At 69.6% G+C, this 21,820-nt stretch carries 22 protein-coding genes; 13 read left to right on the plus strand and 9 right to left on the minus strand.

Features of this window, described 5'->3' with window-relative positions; genetic code table 11:
- Positions 1-30 precede the first annotated feature (30 nt).
- The 8 genes from ASC98_RS12385 (at position 31) to ASC98_RS12420 (ending at position 8,216) form a co-directional block, all read left to right on the plus strand.
- A complete protein-coding gene (locus tag ASC98_RS12385; RefSeq protein WP_056802347.1) occupies positions 31-876 on the plus strand; it encodes a flagellin in 846 nt (281 codons plus the stop codon).
- A gap of 176 nt (positions 877-1,052) precedes the next feature.
- Positions 1,053-2,465: a flagellar filament capping protein FliD gene (gene fliD / locus ASC98_RS12390; protein ID WP_056802349.1), complete on the plus strand. Its 1,413-nt coding sequence runs from the start codon at positions 1,053-1,055 to the stop codon at positions 2,463-2,465.
- Between the two features lie 453 nt (positions 2,466-2,918).
- Complete coding sequence (gene fliS, locus ASC98_RS12395) at positions 2,919-3,338, plus strand: flagellar export chaperone FliS (protein WP_056802351.1); 420 nt, start codon at positions 2,919-2,921, stop codon at positions 3,336-3,338.
- A 66-nt stretch (positions 3,339-3,404) separates the two neighbouring features.
- Positions 3,405-3,704, plus strand: a complete 300-nt coding sequence (locus ASC98_RS12400) for a flagellar protein FliT (RefSeq protein ID WP_056804615.1) — start codon at positions 3,405-3,407, stop codon at positions 3,702-3,704.
- Positions 3,705-3,742: 38 nt separating this feature from the next.
- Positions 3,743-4,489 carry a flagellar brake protein gene (locus ASC98_RS12405; RefSeq protein WP_235581251.1) on the plus strand — a complete coding sequence of 249 codons (747 nt, stop codon included), beginning with the start codon at positions 3,743-3,745 and terminating at the stop codon, positions 4,487-4,489.
- 99 nt (positions 4,490-4,588) lie between these two features.
- On the plus strand, positions 4,589-5,443 hold the full coding sequence (locus ASC98_RS12410; protein WP_056802358.1) for an alpha/beta fold hydrolase: 855 nt from the start codon (positions 4,589-4,591) through the stop codon (positions 5,441-5,443).
- A 29-nt stretch (positions 5,444-5,472) separates the two neighbouring features.
- Positions 5,473-6,189 carry an alanyl-tRNA editing protein gene (locus tag ASC98_RS12415; RefSeq protein ID WP_056819987.1) on the plus strand — a complete coding sequence of 239 codons (717 nt, stop codon included), beginning with the start codon at positions 5,473-5,475 and terminating at the stop codon, positions 6,187-6,189.
- Complete coding sequence (locus ASC98_RS12420; RefSeq protein WP_056802363.1) at positions 6,186-8,216, plus strand: PAS domain S-box protein; 2,031 nt, start codon at positions 6,186-6,188, stop codon at positions 8,214-8,216. The genes ASC98_RS12415 and ASC98_RS12420 overlap by 4 nt, the downstream gene beginning before the upstream one ends.
- A gap of 27 nt (positions 8,217-8,243) precedes the next feature.
- On the opposite strand, the gene ASC98_RS12425 is transcribed toward ASC98_RS12420, so the two are convergent.
- The 4 genes from ASC98_RS12425 to ASC98_RS12440 all read right to left on the minus strand — a co-directional run bounded on the left by ASC98_RS12425 (position 8,244) and on the right by ASC98_RS12440 (position 9,914).
- On the minus strand, positions 8,244-8,513 hold the full coding sequence (locus ASC98_RS12425; protein ID WP_056802365.1) for a DUF2277 domain-containing protein: 270 nt from the start codon (positions 8,511-8,513) through the stop codon (positions 8,244-8,246).
- A gap of 21 nt (positions 8,514-8,534) precedes the next feature.
- Positions 8,535-9,005, minus strand: coding sequence for a membrane protein insertion efficiency factor YidD (gene yidD / locus ASC98_RS12430; RefSeq protein ID WP_200953077.1), 471 nt, complete (start codon positions 9,003-9,005; stop codon positions 8,535-8,537).
- 74 nt (positions 9,006-9,079) lie between these two features.
- On the minus strand, positions 9,080-9,514 hold the full coding sequence (locus ASC98_RS12435) for a GNAT family N-acetyltransferase (RefSeq protein WP_056802400.1): 435 nt from the start codon (positions 9,512-9,514) through the stop codon (positions 9,080-9,082).
- 19 nt (positions 9,515-9,533) lie between these two features.
- Positions 9,534-9,914: a nuclear transport factor 2 family protein gene (locus tag ASC98_RS12440; RefSeq protein ID WP_056802403.1), complete on the minus strand. Its 381-nt coding sequence runs from the start codon at positions 9,912-9,914 to the stop codon at positions 9,534-9,536.
- Positions 9,915-10,056: 142 nt separating this feature from the next.
- Between ASC98_RS12440 and ASC98_RS12445 the strand changes: the two genes are divergently transcribed.
- Complete coding sequence (locus tag ASC98_RS12445) at positions 10,057-11,337, plus strand: ATP citrate lyase citrate-binding domain-containing protein (protein ID WP_056802406.1); 1,281 nt, start codon at positions 10,057-10,059, stop codon at positions 11,335-11,337.
- Between the two features lie 13 nt (positions 11,338-11,350).
- Entirely contained in the window at positions 11,351-14,065 is a 2,715-nt protein-coding gene (locus tag ASC98_RS12450) for a CoA-binding protein (protein ID WP_235581247.1), read from the plus strand.
- Between the two features lie 26 nt (positions 14,066-14,091).
- On the opposite strand, the gene ASC98_RS12455 is transcribed toward ASC98_RS12450, so the two are convergent.
- The 5 genes from ASC98_RS12455 to ASC98_RS12475 form a co-directional block, all read right to left on the minus strand.
- Entirely contained in the window at positions 14,092-14,463 is a 372-nt protein-coding gene (locus tag ASC98_RS12455; protein ID WP_369820470.1) for a VOC family protein, read from the minus strand.
- 24 nt (positions 14,464-14,487) lie between these two features.
- Entirely contained in the window at positions 14,488-14,931 is a 444-nt protein-coding gene (locus ASC98_RS12460; protein ID WP_056802411.1) for an SRPBCC family protein, read from the minus strand.
- 69 nt (positions 14,932-15,000) lie between these two features.
- Positions 15,001-15,594, minus strand: a complete 594-nt coding sequence (locus ASC98_RS12465; protein ID WP_235581248.1) for a GNAT family N-acetyltransferase — start codon at positions 15,592-15,594, stop codon at positions 15,001-15,003.
- 14 nt (positions 15,595-15,608) lie between these two features.
- The gene (locus ASC98_RS12470; protein WP_056802417.1) at positions 15,609-16,247 is read right to left on the minus strand and encodes a pyridoxamine 5'-phosphate oxidase family protein; all 639 of its coding nucleotides are present in this window, start codon (positions 16,245-16,247) and stop codon (positions 15,609-15,611) included.
- Positions 16,248-16,323: 76 nt separating this feature from the next.
- Positions 16,324-16,686: a hypothetical protein gene (locus tag ASC98_RS12475; RefSeq protein ID WP_157598110.1), complete on the minus strand. Its 363-nt coding sequence runs from the start codon at positions 16,684-16,686 to the stop codon at positions 16,324-16,326.
- 143 nt (positions 16,687-16,829) lie between these two features.
- Between ASC98_RS12475 and ASC98_RS12480 the strand changes: the two genes are divergently transcribed.
- The 3 genes from ASC98_RS12480 to ASC98_RS12490 all read left to right on the plus strand — a co-directional run bounded on the left by ASC98_RS12480 (position 16,830) and on the right by ASC98_RS12490 (position 21,777).
- A complete protein-coding gene (locus ASC98_RS12480) occupies positions 16,830-19,985 on the plus strand; it encodes an error-prone DNA polymerase (RefSeq protein ID WP_200953076.1) in 3,156 nt (1,051 codons plus the stop codon).
- Between the two features lie 118 nt (positions 19,986-20,103).
- Positions 20,104-20,904 carry a peroxide stress protein YaaA gene (gene yaaA / locus ASC98_RS12485; protein WP_056802426.1) on the plus strand — a complete coding sequence of 267 codons (801 nt, stop codon included), beginning with the start codon at positions 20,104-20,106 and terminating at the stop codon, positions 20,902-20,904.
- Positions 20,905-20,916: 12 nt separating this feature from the next.
- Positions 20,917-21,777, plus strand: a complete 861-nt coding sequence (locus ASC98_RS12490; protein WP_056802429.1) for a 2OG-Fe(II) oxygenase — start codon at positions 20,917-20,919, stop codon at positions 21,775-21,777.
- The last annotated feature ends 43 nt before the right edge of the window (positions 21,778-21,820 follow it).

Genomic DNA, 21,820 nt, shown 5'->3' on the forward strand with positions numbered 1-21,820 from the left:
CGGGAGTCATTGATTCTTGAGGAGTGCTTCATGCCACAAACCATCAACACGAACATCGTTTCGCTGAACGCGCAACGAAACCTGAATTCTTCCCAGTCCGCGCTGGCCGTCTCGATGCAGCGCCTGTCGTCCGGCCTGCGGGTCAACTCCGCGAAGGACGATGCCGCCGGCCTCGCCATCGCCGAACGCATGAACGCGCAAGTGCGCGGCATGAATGTCGCGGTGCGCAATGCCAACGACGGCATCTCGCTCGCGCAGACCGCTGAAGGTGCGCTGTCCAAGGTCGGCGATGCGTTGCAGCGCATGCGCGAACTGTCGGTGCAGGCCCGCAACTCGACCAACAGCGGCAGCGACAAGGATTCGCTGAACAAGGAATTCCAGCAGCTGTCGGCCGAAATCGGCCGCGTGCTGGCCGGCACCACGTTCAACGGCCAGCCGATCCTCGCGTCGACCGGCGTCCAGACCTTCCAGGTCGGTGCCAACACGACGGTCAACGACACGATCGACATCAACACCGTCGACCTGACCATCGATGCATCGATCACCGCCGTGACTGCCGCGACGACCGTCATCGACAGCACGACCGATTCGACCGCGCTGGCCACCGTGATCGACAGCATCGACCAGGCCCTGAACCTGGTGAACGACACCCGCGCCACCTACGGTGCGAGCCAGTCGCGCTTCGATTCGGTGATCTCGAACCTGCAGACCAACGTCGAGAACCAGTCGGCCGCCCGCAGCCGCATCATGGACGCCGACTTCGCGGCCGAAACCGCCGCGCTGAGCCGCTCGCAGATCCTGCAGCAGGCCGGCAACGCGATGGTGGCGCAGGCGAACCAGCTGCCGCAGCAGGTGCTGCAGCTGCTGAAGGGCTGATGAACGACGAGTGAGGCGCGGTGCGTGAAAAATTTCGCACCCGAGGGCTCAAGTTGCCGACTGTGACTCCGATACACGCGATATCGGATTCCCCTTTGGGGGCGTCCCTCTTCTTTTAGGACAGTGGCAGCGAGGCTTCCTCTGCTTGCCGTCCACTCTTCCGAAAGGTCACGGTCATGGCATCAGTTACATCAGCAGGGATAGGCAGCAACCTTCCGGTCGAATCGATCATCACGAAGTTGATGGCCGTCGAGCAGTTGCCGGTCACGCAGCTGCAGACCGAAGCGTCGAAGATCCAGACCAAGATCTCGGCCTATGGGTCGATCCAGTCCTCGGTGTCGGGCTTCCGCGACGCCGCGCTCGCGTTGACCAAGGCCGCGACCTGGAGCGCGACGACGGCCACGTCGGCCGACACCGCCTCGATCTCCGTCTCCAGCGGCTCCGGCGCTGCCGCCGGCAACTATGCCGTCAGCGTGTCGAAGCTGGCCGCCGCGCAATCGGTGGCGAGCACCAGCTTCGCCTCCAGCAGCACCGTCGTCGGTGAAGGCGGGCTGACGATCGACATCGGCAGCTGGGACGTGACCGAGCCGGGCTTCAAGGCCCGTGCGACCATCAATTCGATGAACATCGCGATCAGCGCGACCGACACGCTGGCCGACGTGCGCGACAAGATCAATGCCGCCGGCGGCGGTGTGTCCGCCTCCATCGTCACCGACTCGAGCGGTGCGCGGCTGGTGCTGTCGTCGTCCTCCACCGGCGTCGACAACGGCTTCCGCGTGACGGCAAGCGGCGCCGGCCCGTCTGCCTTCGCCTACGACGCGACCGACGGCAGCGCCGCGATGACGCGCACGCAGACGGCGTCCGACGCGAAGGCCAAGATCAACGGCCTGGACATCACGTCGGCGAGCAACACGCTGAACGATGTGGTGCAGGGCCTGACGATGACGCTGCAGAAGGTCACCACCGGTGACGTGCAGATCAGCGTCGCGCAGGACAACACCTCGATCAAGAGCGCGCTCACCAACTTCACGGCCGCCTACAACGGTCTCGCGTCGCTGCTGAAGTCGCAGACCAAGTACGACGACGCCACCAAGACGGCCGGCACGCTGCAGGGCGACAGCACCGCGGTGTCGCTGCAGCGCCAGCTGCGCTCGATGCTGACCGGCACCGGCTCGGCCTCGAGCGCGTTCCCGACGCTGTCCTCGATCGGGCTGGAGATCCAGACCGACGGCACGCTGAAGGTCAACGACACCAAGCTGACCAGCGCCTTGGGCAACCTGACCGAGATGAAGAAGGCGTTCGCCAACAGCGACACCACCGACTCCGCCAACGACGGCTTCGCGCAGAAGCTGCGAGCGCTGGGCGACCAGGTGCTGGGCACCGACGGCTTGCTGGCCGCCCGCACCACCGGGCTGAACAGCACGCTGAAGGACAACCAGGAACGGCAGGACGACATCACCGACCGGATGACGTCCACCGAGAAGCGCCTGCGTGCCCAGTACACCGCGCTCGACACGAAGATGGCCGGGCTGAACACGCTCAGCTCCTACATCACGCAGCAGATCGCCAACTGGAACAAGTCGACGTAGCCCCCACGTCGCTTCGCTCCTGCCTTGCAGGCCGCGCTGGGCCTGAGGCCCAGCCCCTCGCCAGGCACGAACAGTCCTCAGGACTGTTCATGTCCGGGCTCGGCCCCCCGAGGGGGCGCCTCGCCGCAGGCCCGGCAAAGCCGGTTCCTGGGCGAGTTGCTTGGATTGCTTCACTGCGCTCGCGAGGGGAGACCGTTCGGGCTGAGCCTGTCGAAGCCTGCGTACACAAGCCGTTCGGACTGAGCTTGTCGAAGGCCCGCACGCGTCGGCCGCAACCCTTCGACACGGACCCTCGACAAGCCCGGTCCCTGCTCAGGACAACGGGGGGAGGGCTGCAACATCCCTTCACACTTGAAGTTGAAATGGACCCTGTTTCACCCCTGTTGTGCGGCCTAAAGGCTGCGCAGGGCGGGCCGATAAACAGTGCATCCAGTCACGCACAAGGCCTACAACATGTTCGGATCCGACTACTCAGCATCGCCCTTCGGCGGCGGCCGCAATGCCTACCATGCCGTGCAGGTCGGTACCGGGGTCGACAGCGCCTCGCCGCACCAGCTGATCGCGATGCTGTTCGACGGGGTGATCGATTGCATCGCCCAGGCGCGTGGCGCCATGCGCGCCGGCAAGATCGAAGAGAAGGGCCGTGCGATCGGCCGCGCGGTGCGCATCGTCGACGAAGGCCTGAAGGCCGGGCTGAACCTGAAGGAAGGCGGCCAGCTGGCGGCCAGCCTGAACGACCTGTATGCCTACCTGGCGCTGCGGCTGACCCAGGCCAACCGCCACAACGACGAGGCGGCCCTCGACGAATGCGCACAACTGATCGAGCCGCTGCGCAGTGCGTGGGCCGAGATCGCCATCAAGACCGCCGCCTGACCACCGGACCCGCACACCATGAAGCATTTCCAGATCGACCGGTCGAACGACAACGGAGACCACCCCATGAACAAGGCCCTGCTGAACTACTACGAAGCCATCGAGCGCGCCAGCCAGGACATGCTCGAAGCCGCCCGCGTCGGCAACTGGGACCACGTGGTCAAGCTCGAAGGCGCCTGCGCGGTGCTGATCTCGCAGCTCAAGCACGCCGCCTCGCAGCGCCCGCTGGATTCGGAAGAAGCCCAGCTGAAATCGCGCATCATGCAGCGCATCCTCGTCAATGACGCCGAGATCCGCCACCTGGCCGAACCCTGGCTCGAAGACCTGGACGCGATCCTGGCAGGGAAGCCGAAAACCGTTCACTGACCTGCCGATCCCCCGAGCCGGAGCTGAACGTGGACACGATGCCGATGCCGCTCGACGCGCTGTCCGCCACCCATGGCGGGCTGGACGATTTCCGCATCTCGGCCGTGCCCGAGGTGCTGGCGATGCTCAAGCGGCTGCAGGACGGCAACGTGATCGTCCACCTGAACGGCAGCGACGGCGCGACCTACACCACCACGCTGTGGTCGTTCGATTCGCTGCGCGGCCTGATCAGCTTCAGTGCCGAAGCCGAGAGCAACCAGGTGCAGTCGCTGGTCGAGTCGGCCGATGCCGTCGCGGTCGCCTACCTGGACAGCATCAAGCTGCAGTTCGACGCGATCGGGCTGGTGGTGGTGCACAACGGCCGCAGCGCCGTGCTCAACTGCGCGATGCCGCGCGAACTGTTCCGTTTCCAGCGCCGCAGCGGGTTCCGCGTGCGGCCGCTGCTGCGCAGCGCCCCGATGGCGCGCGTGCGCCACCCGGCCATCCACGACATGCCGCTCGCGCTGCGCGTGCTCGACGTGAGCATCGGCGGCTGCGCGCTTTTCCTGCCCGACGACGTGCCGCCGCTGCCGGCCGGCGTGGTGCTCAATGGCGTGCAGATGGACCTCGATGTCGACACCCGGGTCCACGTCGCGCTGCGCCTGCAGCACGTGACCTCGATCAACCCCGATTCGCGCGGCGTGCGCCTCGGCTGCGAGATCGTCAACCCCACCAGCGACGTCACGCGCGCGCTGCAGCGCTACATCGACCAGACCCAGAAGCGCCAGCGCCTGTTGAACGGTTGAGCGCAGCGATCCCGGATCGGCATCCGGGCTAGCACGGCCCGGGATGGGCCACCGGCGTGGCAAGATCGACCCTCGGTTGAACGACGAAGGGTCCAGCGCGTGCGTATCGAAATCGAACCCGGTGTCAGGCTGTTCGTCGACGTCGAAGGCCCCGGCCTCGTCCCCGACGGCAACGGCGTGCGGGAAAAACCCAGCCTCGTGCTGCTGCACGGAGGCCCCGGTTTCGACCACGTCGCCTTCAAGCCCCTCTTCTCGCGCCTGGCCGACCTGGCCCAGATCGTCTACTACGACCACCGCGGCCATGGCATGAGCGACCGCCGACCGCCGTCGGAATGGACGCTCGACACCTGGGCCGACGACGTGGTGCGGCTGTGCGACGCGCTCGGCATCGTCAAGCCGATCGTGCTCGGCCAGTCGTTCGGCGGCTTCGTCGCGCAGCGCTACATCGCGCGCCACCCGGCGCATGCGGCCAAGGTGATCCTGTCCAGCACCGCCGGCAGCATGGCGATGCCGCGCAAGCTCGCGATGTTCGAGCAGCTCGGCGGCGCCGAGGCGCGCGCGGTGGCCGAGCGCTTCTGGGCCGACCCGACCGACGAGAACAACGCCGTCTACCAGCGCGTCTGCAAGCCGCTGTACAACCCGAGCCTGGTCGGCCGGGTCGAGAGCGCGCCGTGGCGCTTCACCGCGCCGGAGATCCTGCAGGCCTTCATCCGCGGCGAGCAGCGGCAGATGAACCTGCTGCCCGGGCTGGCCGCCGCGCAATGCCCGGTGCTGGTGCTGGCCGGCGAGCTCGACCCGGTGTGCCCGCTGGCCGATGCGCAGGACATCGCCGCGGCGCTGCCGGCGCAGTGGCGGCAGTTCCATGCCTTCCCCGGCATCGGCCATGGCGCCTGGCGCGAGAAGCCGAACGAGGCCTTCGACGTGCTGCGCCGCTTCATCACCGAACCCGCCTGACGGCCTGGATGACCACGATGACCCCAGCGATGACAGAAGAACTGTTCCGCGAAGACGCCGCGCTCGACGACTGCGAGGCCCGCATCGTCGCGCTCGGCGAGGCCGGCGTGCAGCTCGACCGCACGGTGTTCTACCCGCTCGGCGGCGGGCAGGCCGGCGACCGCGGCGAGCTGCGGCTGGCCGACGGCCGCGTGCTGCAGATTGCCGACACCCGCAAGGGCGCGGCGCCCGGCGAGATCGTCCATGTGCCGGCGCCGGGGCAGGACGACCTGCTCGCGGGCCTCGCGGTCGGCCAGCCGGTGACCGCCCGCATCGACCGCGCCCGCCGCGAGCGCCACATGCGCTTCCACACCGCGACCCACCTGCTGTGCGCGCTGGTGCCGCACCCGGTCGACGGCTGCTCGATCACCGCCGACTCGGCCCGGCTCGATTTCCACATGACCGACCCGCTCGACAAGGAGGCGCTGACCGCCGGCCTGGCCCGGCTGGTGGCCGGCGCGCACCCGGTGCGCCACCGCTGGATCAGCGAAGCCGAACTCGACGCCAACCCCAGCCTGGTGCGCAGCATGAGCGTGCAGCCGCCGCGTGGACTGGGCCGGGTGCGGGTGCTGGAGATCGAGGGCGTCGACCTGCAGCCCTGCGGCGGCACGCACGTCGCGAACACCGCCGACATCGGCGCGGTGGTCGTCACGAAGATCGAGAAGAAGTCCGCCCAGACGCGGCGCGTGGTGCTCGGCTTCCGATGAGCGAGGAACGCGGCGGGCCGAGCGCCGGGCTGCTCCAGGCCGGTCCGGATCAGCGCGAACTGCGCTGGTCGCAGACGCGCTGGGGCGAGCGGCCGCCGTCGCTGCCGATGCTCGATCCGGTGCTGATGGGCGTGCTGCTGGAGCACATCAACACCCGCGTCGCGGTGATCGGCCGGGATGGGCGCTACCTGTACGCCAACCTCGAGGCGCTGCGCTTCATGGGCCTGCCGCCCGAGCGGGTGATCGGCCGCCACATGTCCGAAGTGCTCGACGACGGCGTGTACCGCAGCTTCGTGCCGATCTTCGAGCGGCTGTTCGCCGGCGAGTCGCTGCACCTGCAGGGTTGGGTCAACTACCAGCTGCAGGGCCGGCGCTACCGCGAGCAGGTGCTGGTGCCGTACACGCCCGGCGGCGGGCCGGTGCAGGCGGTGGTGGTCTGCGGGCTCGACCACACCGACCTGCGGCTCGGCGAAGAAGAACTCGCGCTGCGCCAGGAGCAGCTGCGCGCCAGCGAGGCGCTGAAGTCGGCGATCGTCGACCATGCGCTGGCCGCGCTGATCTCGACCGATGCCGAAGGCCGCATCGTCGAGTTCAATCCGTCGGCCGAGACCATCTTCGGGCGCCGGCGCGCCGAGGTCGTCGGGCGGCCGGTCAGCGAGGTGATCGTGCCCGAGCGCCACCGCGCCGCGCACGAGGCGGGGCTGCGCCGCATGCAGGCCGGCGGCCCGGCGCAGGTGCTCGGCAAGCGCATGGAGCTGCATGCGCTGCGCGCCGACGGCAGCGAGTTCCCGATCGAGATGGTGCTGTGGCGCAGCGATGTCGGCGGCACCGCGTTCTACACCGCCTCGATCGCCGACGTGTCCGAGCGCCACGATGCGGCGCGCCAGATCGAGCGCCAGCGCGAGGCGTTGCGCCAGAGCGAGCGCCTGACCGCGATGGGCAGCCTGCTGGCCGGCGTCGCGCACGAGCTGAACAACCCGCTCGCGATCGTGATGGGCCGCGCGACGCTGCTCGAGGAAAAGTGCGAGGACCGGCCCGACCTGCAGCACGACGTGCAGCGCATCCGCGAGGCGGCCGAACGCTGCGGGCGCATCGTGCGCACCTTCCTGAACATGGCGCGCAGCCGGCCGTCGCAGCGCGGCGCGGTGGCCTTGAACGACCTGGTGTGCGCGGCGGCCGACCTGCTGGGCTACACCTACCGCAGCCACAACGTCGCGCTGCAGCTCGACCTGGCGCCGCAGCTGCCGAGCGTGATGGGCGACGGCGACCAGATCTCGCAGATCGTGCTGAACCTGATGGTCAATGCGCAGCAGGCGCTGACGCTGACGGTGGGCGAACGCCGCGTGCACGTCAGCACCGGCGTCGAGCAGCGCCGCACCGACCGCGAGCCGCGGGTGTGGCTGCGCGTCGTCGACAGCGGGCCGGGCATCGCGCCCGAGGTGCGTGCGCGGCTGTTCGAGACCTTCTTCACCACCAAGCCGGAAGGGCTGGGCACCGGGCTGGGCCTGTCGGTGTCTCGCTCGGTGGCGCGCGAGCATGGTGGCGAGCTGGTGCTCGAATCGACGGCGCAGGGCGCGTCGTTCCGGTTGAGCCTGCCGCTGAGCGGCGAGGCCGAACCGCCCGCCGAACAGCCGGTGGCGCCGCCGGCCGAGGTGCCGGCGCTGGCACAGGTGCTGGTGGTCGACGACGAGCCCGAACTGGCCGAGCTGCTGCGCGACATGCTGGAGCGTGCCGGCTATGCGGTCGCGACCGCGCTGTCGGGCGCGGTGGCGCTGGAGTTGCTGGACGCGGCGCGTTTCGATGCGGTGGTGTCCGACCTGCGCATGCCCGACATGGACGGCGCGGCGCTGTGGCGGGCCGCATCGGCGCGCCAGCCGGAGCTGGCGCAGCGCTTCCTGTTCGTCACCGGCGACACGCTGTCGCCCGATGCCAGCGAGTTCCTGAAGGCGACGCGCTGCGCCGGGCTGGACAAGCCGTTCTCGAAGCCCGACCTGCTGGCCAAGATGGCCGAGATGCTGAAGCCGTAGCCCGGATGCGAATCCGGGGACGAGAGTTCAGGTGCCGAAGCGTTCGGCCGATCGTGCGCGGGCCTTGGCCGCCTCGACCTCCCGGTCGCGCGGCTGGGCGGTGGTGACGAGCGAATCGATCAGCGTGCGGGCCGACGCGGCGACCTCGGCCACCGCGCGCTCGAACGCCGCTTCATTGGCCTTCGACGGCACCGTGAAGCCGCTGAGCTTGCGCACGAACTGCAGCGAGGCATCGCGGATCTCCAGCTCGGTGGCCGGCGGCTCGAAGTTGAACAGGGTCTTGATGTTGCGGCACATCGCGAATTCCTTCCAGGGAGATCAGGGTTCCCTCGGCGGCGCAACGGGTGGCGGAGGGTAGGGCGGCGCAGCGGACTGCCGTTCCCTGCGCCGATTCTGCCGCGCGGCGATGCGTTCGCGCGCGGCGTCGGCAGAGGAATTGCGGCTGCAGCGTTTGCGGCGGTCGAAGCAATCGCAGCAGTCCGCCGCATCGCAGGCGCACTGGGCGACATCGCAGGCGTCGAAGGGATTGCAATCGGCTCCGCCGCAGTCGAAGTCGCACAAACCTGCCTGCGGATGCAGATGAGGCCGAGGGCGTGCCGCCCGCAAGGTCTCGTGGCTCAGCGCACAGGCATCGAGCCGGCAACCGAGCACGCCCAGCCCGTTCCACAGGCCGTGGCGGCGGATCGCCCGCGCGCCGAGCGCCGAACAACCGCGCCGCCCGGTCTGCACTGCGTGCGCGCAGCGGAAGCCCTTGTGCGGCGAGATGAAGCGCTGGTAGAAGCCGATCATCGCGAGGGCGGCGTCCGTCGGCCAGCCGCGGGGGCGCATCGGCTCAGGCACAGGCGACGGCCGGCGGGAACCCGTCATTCGGCATCGATGTGTCCCTTGGTGAAGGCGGCGGCCTGGTCGTCGAAGATCGCCATCGCGGTGCGCATCCGCCGGAATCCGAACTTGCGGTAGAACGGCTCCTTGCCCGGCACGGCGTAGAGGATGATCTTGCGGTGCCCGGCGCACATCGCGAGCAAGCGCGACATCACCTCGGCGCCCACGCCGACCCCCTGCTGGTCGGGGTGCACCGCGACATCGCACACATAGGCGCAGTCGGCGCCGTCGGACAGCACCCGCCCGGCGGCCACCAGCCGGCCGTCGGCCTCGCGCGCGAAGCAGCTGAAGCGGCTGTTGGTGAACACCGTCTGCAACAGCGCCGCGCTCTTGCTGCCCAGTGCCGCGGCGCGGTACAGCGCCTCCAGTTCATCCCAGCCGATGCCGTGCCAGCTGGTGGTCCAGGTCAATGCCAATCGAAGTGCTCCGGGGAATTCAGGACGGTGCCGGGCGCGGCACGCGTTGCGCCGGATCATAGAAGAAGGTCTCCTCGGCGATGCGCTCGCCCTCCCAGCGCTGCCAGGCGAGCTCCTCCATGTGCGTCGTGCTGCCGTCGAGCCATTCGAAATCGAAGATCCAGCGGATCACGACGTGGTCGCCGTTCACCAGCACCGGCCGCACGCACTGCGAGCGCACCGACCGCGCGCGCGCCATCACCTTGCGCTCGCCGGCCACGTGCGCATCGCGGCCGGTGCGCGGCGGTGCCTGGTTCTCCTGCATCGTCGACTGTTCGGTGTAGAACGCCTCGCAGGCCTGCGCATGCGCGTTGCTTTCGACCATGGCAATGAAGCGCTCCAGCGTGTCGGGCGTCGGCATCGTCGTTCTCCAGGGCGGGCCAGGACGGGCCGGACATTGTGCGTCGAATAGCCCGAATGAACGTCGGATGACAGCGCTTCGACAGCGCACCTGCCGATCATCGCGGCCACGTTGCGGCACCAGCGACGACAAGGAGACACCGATGCAGATCACCGGCATGTTCCACGGCGCGCGCCTGTTGCAGTTCGTCGGCTTCCCGGCCACCGAGGTGCTCGGCCCCGGCGCCAGCGAGGAAGAAATCAAGTCGCTGATCGACCGCCACGGGCAGGTGTTCGTGAAGCCGATGTTCAAGGGCGGCATCGGCCAGAAGGGCAAGGCCGGGCTGCTGGGCCGGGCGAGCGACCTGCGGGCGGCGCTGGCCGAGAAAGAGCGGCTGTACTTCGCCGAGCATGCGGTGGGCCACCAGCGGGCCAAGGCCAATGGCGTCACCTTCGAGGCCGGCGTGCCGGCGCGGCACGAGGTCTATTTCTCGATCACCGATTCGACGCGCTTCCGGGCTCCGACGATGACGCTGACGCACCGCGGCGGCATCGACATCGAAGAGGTCGAGCGCCGCGACCTCGCGGTCGTTCCCTTCGATCCGCTGACCGGCCTGAAGGCCTTCGTCGTCGCCAATGCGCTCAGCGAGATCGGCGCGCCGCGCGAGATCATCTCGCCGCTGGTGCAGCAGCTGCCGAAGCTGTGGGAGCTGTTCCACGACTTCGGCATGACCACGCTGGAGCTGAACCCGATCCGCCTGCGCGAGGACGCGAAGGGCCGGCTGCTGCCGGTGGCCTGCGACTTCAAGTGCGGGTTCGACCGCGACGACCCGCGCTGGGCGCGGCTCGGGCTGCCGGCGCACCTGTTCACCGCCGACCATTCCGATTTCGAGCAGGAGATCAACCAGCTGCGCACGCACCAGGGCCAGAGCGACGTCTACGTCGTCAACGATGCCGGCACCATCCTCGCGCCCACCTTCGGCGGCGGCGCCAATTCGCTGGTCACCGAGATGCTCGGCGATGCGGCCATCATCTCGTCCGACTTCGGCGGCAACCCGCCCTACGAGAAGATGAAAGAGGTCGCGCGCATCTGCTTCCGGCACTGGCTGAAGCAGGCCAACGTGCTGTTCGTCATCGGCGGCAAGTCGAACAACACCGACATCCACGAGACGCTGCGCGCGATCGCCGACGCGCTGCGCGAGCACGTCGGGCTGCACGGCGCGACGCCGTTGTACGTGGTGCTCGGGCGCGGCGGGCCGAACCTGGTGCGCGGCATGGCCGCGTTGCGCGACACCTGCGACCAGCTCGGGCTGCCGTACCGGATGTTCGGCTTCGATTCGGACATCAGCCAGGTCATCGCCTATGCGAAGCAGGCCGATGCGTGGATGAAGGCCGGCGGCCGCGCGCAGCTCGCGGCCGGGCTGGGCCTGTCGGAAACCGCCTGACGAGAGGACCACCATGCAGATGAATCCATTGCAGAAACAAGGCGTCGGCGACTTCAGGTACTACGTCGGCATCAGCTCGCTCGCCCAGATCGCGACGCGCGACGACCGCGTCTGCGTGCTCAACATCCTCGGCGCCGAATCGAGCGACGTGACGCCGGTCGGCCATGCCTGGTCGGGCGGCAACGTGGTGTTCGGCACCGCTCCCGGCAAGGGCGGCCAGGTGCTCGCCACCGCGGCAGGCGACATCCCCGTCTACAACAACGTGCGCGACGGGCTGCAGGCCGGCCACCGCTTCAACTGCGGCGTGGTCTACCTGCCGCCGGCGGCCGCGCGCGACGGCGTGGCCGAGCTGATCCGCGTGAACCCCCAGCTGAAGAAGGTGTTCGTCGTCACCGAGAAGATCGCGGTGCACGATGCGCGCGAGATCCGCGCGATGGGCCAGCAGGCCGGCGTCGACATCTTCGGTGCCAACGGGCTGGGCGTGGCCGATGCGTGGAACCGGGTGCGCATCGGCGGCGCGCTCGGCGGCGACGCCCCGGGCGACACGCTGCGCCCGGGCTCGATCGCGATCTTCTCGAACTCCGGCGGCTTCTCGACGACCATCGCGCAGTACCTGCGCATGAGCGGCTGGGGCACGACCACCGTGATCTCCAGCGGCAAGGATGTCTACATCCACTATGCCGCGCCGGAGTTCGCGTTCGCGCTCGCCAACGACGCGCGCAGCAAGGCCGCGGTGCTGTACTGCGAGCCGGGCGGTACCTACGAGCTCGACGCCCGGTTCACGAAGCCGGTCGTGGCCTGCGTGGTCGGCCGCTGGAAGAGCCGGCTGACCCGCGCGGTCGGCCATGCCGGCGCGATGGCCGGCTGCGAGGACGATGCCCTTGCGAAGGAGCGCTGGTTCATGGACAAGTTCGGCGTCGACGGCATCTTCACGCCCGAGGAGCCGCGCTTCTCGGCGCGCGGCGCGCTGGTGACCAACATCGCGCACATCCCGGGCGCGTTGATGGCGGTGATGCGGGCCAACGCGACCTTGCCCGATTTCGAGCCCGAGGGCAGCCTGGTGCTGAAGCCGTGGTTCGCGTCCGATGCGGGGCTCGCGCTGCCGGCGTCGCTCGCGCTGCAGGTGGTGGCGCCGGCCGCGCCCTATGGCGCGCAGGTCGAGCAGGTGAACCGGCAGGTCGGCGGCATCCTGCCGCGGCAGGCGATGAAGGACGCGTCCGGCGCGTCGCAGATGGACGCGCAGACGCAGCTCGGCAGCCTGTACGGCGTCTCGATGCTGCAGGCGGCGACGCTGGCCTTCGAGTCGCTCGTCAAGCTTGCGCTGCTGCACGAGGTCGGCGACGAGAACGACCGGCGCCTGGTCGCGACCGCGGTGGCCGCGCACGTCAACCTGCACGGCACGCCGGCGCTGGCCGCGGCCCAGGCCGCGCGCGAGGCCGGCAATGCGCCGAACGCGGTGATCGCGGCGGCCGTGGCGATCGTCGGGCCGCGTTGCCAGCAGGGCGCGCGCGATGCGGCCCGGCTGCTGATCGACCGCTTCGCCGCCGCCGGCCTGAAAGACCCGGTGGACGAGCGCTTCGACCTCGGCAAGGTCGAGATCCTCGGCTGCGAGGGACTGGTCGGCGCGGCGCCCGATGCGCGCGCCCAGGCGTTGCTTGCCGCGCTCGATGCACGTGGCACGAAATCGGTGCTGCTGCGCTGGCTGCGTGCGCTGCCCGGCCATCCGACCGCTGATGCCGTGCTGGCCGCCACCACGACGACGCTGGCCTGGACGCCGCTGATGGCCAAGCGCGTGTCGCGGCTCACCGCCGAGAGCCTGCCGTGGTGGATGGCCTTGTTCGGCACGCTGATCGGCGCGTCGGCGCCGGCCACGCGGCACCACGATGGGCACTTCTGCGGCTTCGACGATGCGCAGCTGCTGGGCCGTTGTTCGCTCGCCGAGACCGTGTTCGCCGCGTTGATCGGGCTGCCGCCGGTCGACGACGACCTGTTCGTGTTCCAGACGCTGTTCGGCCTGCTGCTGACGAATGGTCCGGGCGCGATCTCGGCGCAGGGTGCGAAGGGAGCGGTGTCGGCCGACGGGCCCGAGGCGGCGCAACGCGTGCAGCTGAACAAGGCGCTGATGGGTTTCCTGACCCACACCGGCTATGCGCACGGCGGCAACGGCCACGAAGGCATCGCGTTCCTGAACGAGCAGTTCCGCGACACCCGCCTCGCCGACCCGGGCGATCCGGAGCACGGCATCGACCTGGCGGCGCTCGCGTGGCGCACCGCGCAGCGCTATGCGAGCTACAAGGCCGAGCGCCGCAGCATCGGCAGCACCGACATCGCGAAGCTGCCCGGCGTGAACCACCCGGTCTTCAAGGACAAGCCGGTCAACCACGATCCGCGCGAAGTCTTCATCGCGCAGCTGTTCGAGCAGCGCGGCGAGCACAACGTGTTCCACGCGTACTACCGCGCGCTGGTGCAGGCGCTGTTCGACGCCGGCGTGTCGCGCAATGTCTGTTGCGTCAACGTCGATGCGGTGATCGCGTCGCTGCTGCTGAAGATGCTGTGGAAGCGGCTGCGGCGCGGCGAGGTGGCCGAGCGCGACCTGGAGACGGCGGCGTTCACGGTCTTCCTGGTCCCGCGCATGCTCGGCTGTGCCGCCGAGATCGACGACCACCTGAACCGGGGCCGCAACATGGACACGCGCGCGCCGGCGGCCGCTTGCAGGTTCGTGGCCTGAGCGCCGGCGGCGTGCGGCCTGCGGTCTCAGGCCTGCGGGCTGTGGCAGACGGCTTCGAAGTTGTGGCCGTCCGGGCCGATCACGAAGGCACCGTAGTAGTTCGGGTGGTAGTTCGGGCGCAGGCCGGGGGCGCCGTTGTCCTTCGCCCCCGCGGCCAGCGCGGCGGCGTGGAAGCGGCGCACCTGCTCGCGGTCCTGGGCCGCGAAGGCGATGTGGATCGGCCCAGGCGGTGCGCTGAACGAGCCGAACCAGAACTGGCCTTCGCCGGCGCGGCCGATCATGGCCCAGCCTTCAGCCTCTTTCGTGATACCGATGCCCAGCGGTTCGAGCGCGGCGACGAGGAAGCTGCGCATTGCGGCGAAGTCGCTGACGTTGAAGCCGATGTGGTCGAAGATCATCGAGGTCTTCCTTTCGCTCGGGAGTCATCCGGGAGGGCCGTGCAGGGGCGCATTGTGGCCCGAGGCCGCGGCCGATTCCAGCGCCGTCTTCATCGCCTGCAGGCCCTGCTCGATCATCGCGGCGATGGCGGAGGCCATCGCGTGCGGCAGCAGGTCGGCGATCCACACCAGGCGGCATGCGGCGCTGCCTTCGTCGAACACCTGCACCGAGGCGTTGTGGTGCGTGAGCCGGCCGCCGACCGCGCTCCACGCCAGCCGGCGCGCATCGTCGTCGAGGTCGACGATCAGTTCGCGGGCCACCACGCCGTTGGCGAAGGTCACGACGCGGGCGCCGCCGTCGTCCTCCAGCCGGCAATCGGTGACGAAGCCGGGGACCAGCCGGGTGTGCAGCGCGCCGACATCGCGCACCGCGTCCCACAGCTGCCCGGCCGGAACGTTGATCGAGACTTGCTTGCGGATCGAGGCCATCGTGTTCTCCGGTTGACGACCCCAGCGTAGGGGCGATGGCGGGTCAGCGGTGGCCGTTTCCGGACACGTTCATCCGCCGGATGCTTCGTCGGTGTCGAGGGTTTCCCATTCGCGCCGCAACAGCCCGTAGAGCCAGCTGTCCGACACCTCGTCGCCGACGATCCAGCGTTCGCGCAGATGGCCTTCGCGGGTGAAGCCGAGCCGCTCGAGGCTGGCGGCCGAGGCATGGTTGCGCGGGTCGAGGTCGGCTTCGACGCGGTTCAGGTTCATCGCGGTGAAGCCGTGCCGCAACAGCGCGCGCAAGGCCTCGTTCATGTGGCCGTGGCCCCAGGCCGACCGGGCGAGCACGTAGCCGACCTCGGCGCGGCGGCAGGCGGCGTTCAGGTGGAACAGCGTGCACAGGCCGATCAGGGTGCCGTCGTCGAGCCGTTCGATGCCCAGGCGCAGGTGCTCGCCGGCGGCCATCGCGGGGCGGTCGCGCTCGATCATCGCGTGCGCCTGGTCGATCGAGGTCCACGGTGGCGCGCTCCAGTAGCGCATCGTCTCGGGGTCGCTGAAGATCGCCAGCAGCGCGGGGGCGTCGCCGTCGCGCAGCGGGCGCAGCAGCAGCCGCTCGGTGTGCAGCTCGACCGAGGCATTCGAGGTGGGCATCGGAGTGCTCATCGTCGGTCCGGCAGTCAATACAGCGTCGTGCGCTGCCGCTCGGGGAGATCGCGGTCGTAGGCCGCGCCGTCGATCGCCGCATCGGTGAGCGCGGCCAGCATCGCGCCGGCCGACGGCACCGTGCTGCGGGCATCGGAGGCGGGTGGTGCCCACAGCTTCGAGCGCTGCAGCGCGCGGGCGCACTGGAACAGCACTGTCTCGATGTGCACGACGATCACGCACGTCGGCGGGCGGCCATCCATCGCGAGCCGCTGCAGCAGGTCGGGGTCGACGCTGAGGTGGGCGCGGCCGTTGACGCGCAGCGTCTCGCCGACGCCGGGGATCATGAACAGCAGCGCGACGCGCGGGTCGGCGACGATGTTGCGCAGGCTGTCGATGCGGTTGTTGCCGCGCCGCTCGGGCAGCAGCAGCGTGTGCTCGTCCTGCACGGTGACGAGCGGGGCCGGGTCGCCGCGCGGCGACGCATCGAGCCCGCCCGGGCCGCTGGTGGCGAGCACCGCGAACGGCGCGGCCTCGAGCCAGCGGCGGTACACCGGGTGCAGCGACGGCACCTCCTTGCGGATCGACGCCTCGCCGACCGGGCCGAACAAGGCTTCGAGCGTTGCCAGATCGGCGACGGTGAACGGCGCAGGAGAATGGTTCGAATCTGACATGGTCTGCGGCGCCTCGGCGAGGGTGGAGGAGGGTGGCTACGCCGCATGGTGCCACCGCAGGCCATGCGGCGGACGATCACGCCGGCGCGGCTGTGTCGGAGGGCGCCGGCTTCGGCCGGCAGTCACGCTTCTTCTCGAGCCAGTAGACGACATTGCCGGTCACGACGATGCTGCCGGAGATCACGGTGGAGGCGGCCAGCAGCGCGGCCTGGCCCACCAGCTGGACGACGCAGTGGTTGCCGCTGCACGATGAGATCACGTTGACGTCCGCCACGTCGAGCACCATCTGGCGCGCAGTGATCTGGCAGGCCTCGTCGTAGACGTGGATGGTGCGCGGGTAGGCGCAGCCGAACGATGCGGCGGCGGCCACCGCGGCGAGGGACAGCGCGCGAAGCGGCCGCAGGGGCCGGCGCAAGGGCCGGCGGAAGGCGTGGGGCATCGGGGCGATCTCGTCGGGAGGGGCAACGATTCTGCCGCGTGCCTGACCCCCCGGGCAGCCCGATGGGCGGCCCATCCGTCCTGAACACGCTTGCAGCCGACGGGCGCTTCATATACTGTATGAACATACAGTTGTTCTCAGAGATGCTTTCGTCCTACGCCGAGCTGCACTGCCGCAGCAACTTCAGCTTCCTCACCGGCGCCTCGCACCCCGAGGAGCTGGTGAACCGCGCGGCCGACCTCGGCTACGCGGCGCTCGCGATCACCGACGAATGCTCGCTGTCCGGCGTCGTGCGCGCGCATGTCGAAGCGCAGCGCCGCCAGCTGCACCTGATCATCGGCAGCGAGATGCGGCTCACGCTGCCGGCCGACGGCGCCCCGCATGCGCGGCTTGTGCTGCTCGCGAAGACGCGCCGCGGCTACGGCAACCTGTCGCACTGGATCACCGTCGCGCGGCGCCGTGCCGACAAGGGGCATTACCGCGCCCACCCGTCCGACCTCGAAGGCGGCGTGCCCGAAGCGCCGACGCTGGCCGGCCTGCCCGACTGCCTCGCGCTGCTGGTGCCCGAGGCCTCGCAGCCGTTCGAGACGGTGTTCGCACATGCGATGTGGCTGAAGACCTGGTTCCACGAACGGGCCGCGCTGGTCGTCGAGCGCCTGCACCGCCCCGGCGACGACGAACTGCTCGCCCTCGTGCCGGACGTCGCCCGGCGGGTCGGCCTGCCGGTGGTCGCGGCCGGCGACGTGCTGATGCACCTGCGCTCGCGCAAGTCGCTGCAGGACACGCTGACCGCCACGCGGCTGAAGCTGCCGCTCGCCGAATGCGGGCTGCAGCTTGCGCCGAACGCCGAGCAGTACCTGCGCTCGCGCGGCCGGCTGGCCGGCCTCTACGAGCCGGCGTGGCTCGACAACACGGTGGTGCTGGCCGCGCAATGCACTTTCTCGCTGGCCGAGCTGAAGTACGAATACCCGCGCGAGGTCGTGCCCGAGGGCAGCACGCCGATCGCCCACCTGCGCCGGCTCACCCATGCCGGCGTGCCGAAGCGCTTTCCGAACGGGCTGAAGCCCGAGTGGGCCAGGCAGATCGAGGACGAACTCGCGCTGATCGAGCGGCTCGGCTACGAGGCCTACTTCCTGACGGTGGCCGACATCGTGCGCTGGGCGCGCGATCGCGGCATCCTGTGCCAGGGCCGCGGCAGCGCGGCCAACTCGCTGGTGTGCTACTGCCTCGAAGTCACCGAGGTCGATCCCGGGCGCGCAACGCTGCTGTTCGGCCGCTTCATCAGCGCCGAGCGCAACGAGCCGCCCGACATCGACATCGACTTCGAGCACCAGCGCCGCGAGGAGGTCATCCAGTACATCTACGGCAAGTACGGCCGCCACCGCGCGGCGCTCACCGCGGTCATCATCAGCTACCGCCCGCGCAGCGCGGTGCGCGATGTCGGCCGCGCGCTCGGCATCGACCTGCAGCGCATCGATGCGCTGTCGAAGAGCCAGCAGTGGTTCGACGGCCGCGGCATCAGCGCCGACCGCTTGCGCGAGAACGGCTTCGACCCCGATTCGCTGGTGGTGCGCCAATGGGCCGAACTCACCGGCATGCTGGTGGGTTTTCCGCGCCACCTGAGCCAGCACCCGGGCGGCTTCGTGATCGCGCGCGACCAGATCGAGCAGCTGGTGCCGGTCGAGAACGCCGCGATGGACAAGCGCAGCGTCGTGCAGTGGGACAAGGACGATCTCGACGCGCTCGGGCTCATCAAGGTCGACATCCTCGCGCTCGGCATGCTCAGCGCGCTGCGCCGCGCGCTGGAATTCATCGGCCACAAGAAGGGCCATCCGTTCCGCATGCAGGACATCGCCGAGGGCGACACCCCCACCTACGACATGATCTGCAAGGCCGACACCATCGGCGTGTTCCAGATCGAGAGCCGGGCGCAGATGAGCATGCTGCCGCGGCTGCAGCCGCGCACCTACTACGACCTGGTGGTCGAGGTGGCGATCGTGCGGCCCGGCCCGATCCAGGGCGGCATGATCCACCCCTACCTGAAGAACCGGACGCTCGCCGATGACGACATCGACTGCCCCGAGGGGATCCGCCCCGCGCTGATGCGCACGAAGGGCGTGCCGATCTTCCAGGAGCAGGTGATGCAGATCGCGATGCTGGCGGCCGACTTCACGCAGGGCGAAGCCGACCAGCTGCGCCGTGCGATGGCGGCCTGGAAACGCAAGGGCGGCCTCGGGCCCTTCCACGAGCGGCTGGTCGGCCGGATGGTCGCCAACGGCTACGAGCTCGACTACGCCGAGCGCATCTTCAAGCAGATCGAGGGCTTCGGCGAGTACGGCTTTCCGGAAAGCCATGCGGCCGGTTTCGCGCTGCTCGCCTACGCCAGCAGCTGGATCAAGTGCCACCACCCCGATGCCTTCCTGGCCGCGTTGCTGAACAGCCTGCCGATGGGTTTCTACGGCCCGGCGCAGCTGGTGCGCGATGCGCGCGAGCACGGCGTCGAGGTGCGGCCGGTGGATGTCGATTGCAGCGACTGGGACTGCGCGCTGGAGTGGCCGCTGGACGAGCCCCGTGCGCACGGCGACGGGTTGCGGCCGGTGCGGCTGGGACTGAACCGCGTCAGCGGCTTGCCCGAGGCCGCGGGCCGACGCATTGCCGCGGCCCGCGAGCACGGCGCCTTCGCGAGCCCCGAAGACCTGGCGCGGCGCGGCGGACTGAATGCGCACGAGCTGCAGTCGCTGGCCCAGGCCGATGCGCTGCGCAGCCTGAGCGGCCACCGCCACCAGGCGGCCTGGGCGGTGGCCGGCGTCGACACCCGGCCCACCGCGATGCTGAGCCGCACCCGCGTCGACGAGCCCGCGCTGCAGTTGCCCGAGCCGGCCGAGGCCGACGAGACGCTGGCCGACTACCAGGCGCTCGGGCTGACGCTGAAGCGCCACCCGCTCGCGCTGCTGCGCCCGCAGCTCGACGCCTTCCAGGTGCAGACCGCGGCGGTGCTGCGCGGCTACCCCGACGGCCGGCTGGCGCGCGCGAGCGGGCTGGTCACGCACCGGCAGCGGCCGCAGACCGCGAAGGGCACGATCTTCGTCACGCTCGAAGACGAGACCGGCGCGGTCAACATCATCGTCTGGCCGCGGGTGTTCGAGACCCAGCGCCAGGCCCTGCTCGGTTCGCGGCTGCTGACGGTCTACGGCCAGTGGCAGCGCCAGGGCGACGTGATGCACCTGCTGGCGGTCAAGATGATCGACCACACGCCGCTGCTCGGCGGCCTGATGGCGAGAAGTCGCGATTTCCGCTGATTTCCGCTGATTTCCGTTGAGCCCGCTGAAGCGCGGGCACACCTGGAAACCAGATGTTGCACGCCGATTCGATAGAGTTCGGGGTTTCCGATTTCCTTCCACCCCGCGCCCCGGCTTCATGCTGTTCCTGCTCTCGCCCGCCAAGACCCTCGACTACGAGACGCCGCTGCGCACCGCGCACGAGCCGACGATGCCGTCCTTCCTGCCCCGGTCGGCGGAGCTGATCCAGGTGCTGAAGACGCAGTCGGTCGCCGACATCGCGTCGCTGATGCACCTCTCCGAGTCGCTGTCGCAGCTCAACGTCGAGCGCTATGCGGCCTGGAGCCCCCGCTTCACCGACGCCAACAGCCGCCCGGCCGCACTCGCGTTCGACGGCGATGTCTACGACGGCCTGAAGGCCCCGACGCTGAGCGACACCGACCTGGCCTGGGCGCAGCAGCACCTGTGCATCCTGTCGGGCCTGTACGGCGTGCTGCGCCCGCTCGACCGCATGCAGCCCTACCGGCTCGAGATGGGCACGCCGCTGCCCACCGCGCGCGGCGCCACGCTGTACGACTACTGGGGCGACACGCTGGCCGAGCACCTGAACGACCGCCTCGCGGCCGATGCCAGCCCGGTGGTCGTCAACCTCGCGTCGAACGAATACTTCCGCGCGGTGCGCCGCAAGGTGCTGAAGGCGCGCGTCGTCGACTGCGTGTTCGAGGACTGGAAGAACGGCCAGTACAAGGTCATCAGCTTCTTCGCAAAGCGCGCCCGCGGGCTGATGGCCCGCCATGCGGTGAAGAAGCGGCTGGCCACGCCGAAGGGGCTGGAAAAATTCAACGCCGACGGTTACCGTTTCGATCCCGCCGTGTCGCAACCCGACCGGCTGGTCTTTCGTCGCCGCCTGCCCGAGGGCGGGCAGGCCGCGTCCACCTGAGCTGACCCCACCATGAACAGCACGACCAAGCAGAACATCACGCCCGAACTGCGGCAATGGATCGTCGACCAGGCCAAGGCCGGCCGCAGCCCGGACGACGTCCTGAAGTCCATGATCGACAGCGGCTGGACCGAAGACGTCGCGATCGATGCGCTGGAGAACACGCTGCAGGGTTTCCTGAAGGATCACGCGAAGGCGAACGGCCTGCCGGTACCGGTTCCAGTGCCCGAGCCGGACCTGCTCGACTCGCCGGGCTCGGTGGTGGTCGACGGACATGAAATCAAGATCGTGATGGCGATGCGCAACCCGCGCGTCGTCGTGTTCGGCGGGCTGATGACCGAGGCCGAGTGCGACGAACTCGTCGCGCAGGCGCGCCAGCGGCTGGCCCGTTCCGAGACGGTGGTCACGACCACCGGCGCGAGCGAGGTCAACGTCGCGCGCACCAGCGAGGGCATGTTCTTCGGCCGTGCCGAGAACCCGATCTGCGCGCGTGTCGAGGAGCGCATCGCGAAGCTGCTGAACTGGCCGCTCGACAACGGCGAGGGCCTGCAGATCCTGCGCTACCAGCCGGGCGCCGAGTACAAGCCGCACTACGACTACTTCGACCCGGCGCAGCCGGGCACGCCGACCATCCTGAAGCGCGGCGGCCAGCGGGTCGGCACGCTGGTGGTTTACCTGAACTCGCCAAAGCGCGGCGGCGCCACCACCTTCCCCGACGTGCACCTGGAGGTGTCGCCGGTCAAGGGCAATGCGGTGTTCTTCAGCTACGACCGGCCGCACCCGATGACACGCACGCTGCACGGCGGCGCGCCGGTGCTCGAAGGCGAAAAATGGGTCGCCACCAAGTGGATGCGCGAAGGAAAGTTTGAATGACCCACCCCCGAGGCGCTGCGCGCCTCCCCCTCAAGGGGGCGCC

The sequence above is a fragment of the Rhizobacter sp. Root1238 genome, assembly GCF_001425825.1.
Classification (GTDB): domain Bacteria; phylum Pseudomonadota; class Gammaproteobacteria; order Burkholderiales; family Burkholderiaceae_C; genus Rhizobacter.

Bases quoted from the DNA above. Each gene is read 5' to 3' on its own strand.
- ASC98_RS12425 (WP_056802365.1), bottom strand. From the start codon at position 8,513: ATGTGCCGCAACATCAAGACCCTGTTCAACTTCGAGCCGCCGGCCACC.
- ASC98_RS12420 (WP_056802363.1), top strand. From the start codon at position 6,186: ATGAGCGAGGAACGCGGCGGGCCGAGCGCCGGGCTGCTCCAGGCCGGT.
- ASC98_RS12415 (WP_056819987.1), top strand. From the start codon at position 5,473: ATGACAGAAGAACTGTTCCGCGAAGACGCCGCGCTCGACGACTGCGAG.
- ASC98_RS12470 (WP_056802417.1), bottom strand. From the start codon at position 16,247: ATGTCAGATTCGAACCATTCTCCTGCGCCGTTCACCGTCGCCGATCTG.
- yaaA (WP_056802426.1), top strand. From the start codon at position 20,104: ATGCTGTTCCTGCTCTCGCCCGCCAAGACCCTCGACTACGAGACGCCG.
- ASC98_RS12465 (WP_235581248.1), bottom strand. From the start codon at position 15,594: ATGAGCACTCCGATGCCCACCTCGAATGCCTCGGTCGAGCTGCACACC.
- ASC98_RS12480 (WP_200953076.1), top strand. From the start codon at position 16,830: ATGCTTTCGTCCTACGCCGAGCTGCACTGCCGCAGCAACTTCAGCTTC.
- ASC98_RS12445 (WP_056802406.1), top strand. From the start codon at position 10,057: ATGCAGATCACCGGCATGTTCCACGGCGCGCGCCTGTTGCAGTTCGTC.
- ASC98_RS12385 (WP_056802347.1), top strand. From the start codon at position 31: ATGCCACAAACCATCAACACGAACATCGTTTCGCTGAACGCGCAACGA.
- ASC98_RS12475 (WP_157598110.1), bottom strand. From the start codon at position 16,686: ATGCCCCACGCCTTCCGCCGGCCCTTGCGCCGGCCCCTGCGGCCGCTT.
- fliS (WP_056802351.1), top strand. From the start codon at position 2,919: ATGTTCGGATCCGACTACTCAGCATCGCCCTTCGGCGGCGGCCGCAAT.
- fliD (WP_056802349.1), top strand. From the start codon at position 1,053: ATGGCATCAGTTACATCAGCAGGGATAGGCAGCAACCTTCCGGTCGAA.
- ASC98_RS12440 (WP_056802403.1), bottom strand. From the start codon at position 9,914: ATGCCGACGCCCGACACGCTGGAGCGCTTCATTGCCATGGTCGAAAGC.
- yidD (WP_200953077.1), bottom strand. From the start codon at position 9,005: ATGATCGGCTTCTACCAGCGCTTCATCTCGCCGCACAAGGGCTTCCGC.
- ASC98_RS12400 (WP_056804615.1), top strand. From the start codon at position 3,405: ATGAACAAGGCCCTGCTGAACTACTACGAAGCCATCGAGCGCGCCAGC.
- ASC98_RS12405 (WP_235581251.1), top strand. From the start codon at position 3,743: ATGCCGATGCCGCTCGACGCGCTGTCCGCCACCCATGGCGGGCTGGAC.
- ASC98_RS12490 (WP_056802429.1), top strand. From the start codon at position 20,917: ATGAACAGCACGACCAAGCAGAACATCACGCCCGAACTGCGGCAATGG.
- ASC98_RS12450 (WP_235581247.1), top strand. From the start codon at position 11,351: ATGCAGATGAATCCATTGCAGAAACAAGGCGTCGGCGACTTCAGGTAC.
- ASC98_RS12455 (WP_369820470.1), bottom strand. From the start codon at position 14,463: ATGATCTTCGACCACATCGGCTTCAACGTCAGCGACTTCGCCGCAATG.
- ASC98_RS12460 (WP_056802411.1), bottom strand. From the start codon at position 14,931: ATGGCCTCGATCCGCAAGCAAGTCTCGATCAACGTTCCGGCCGGGCAG.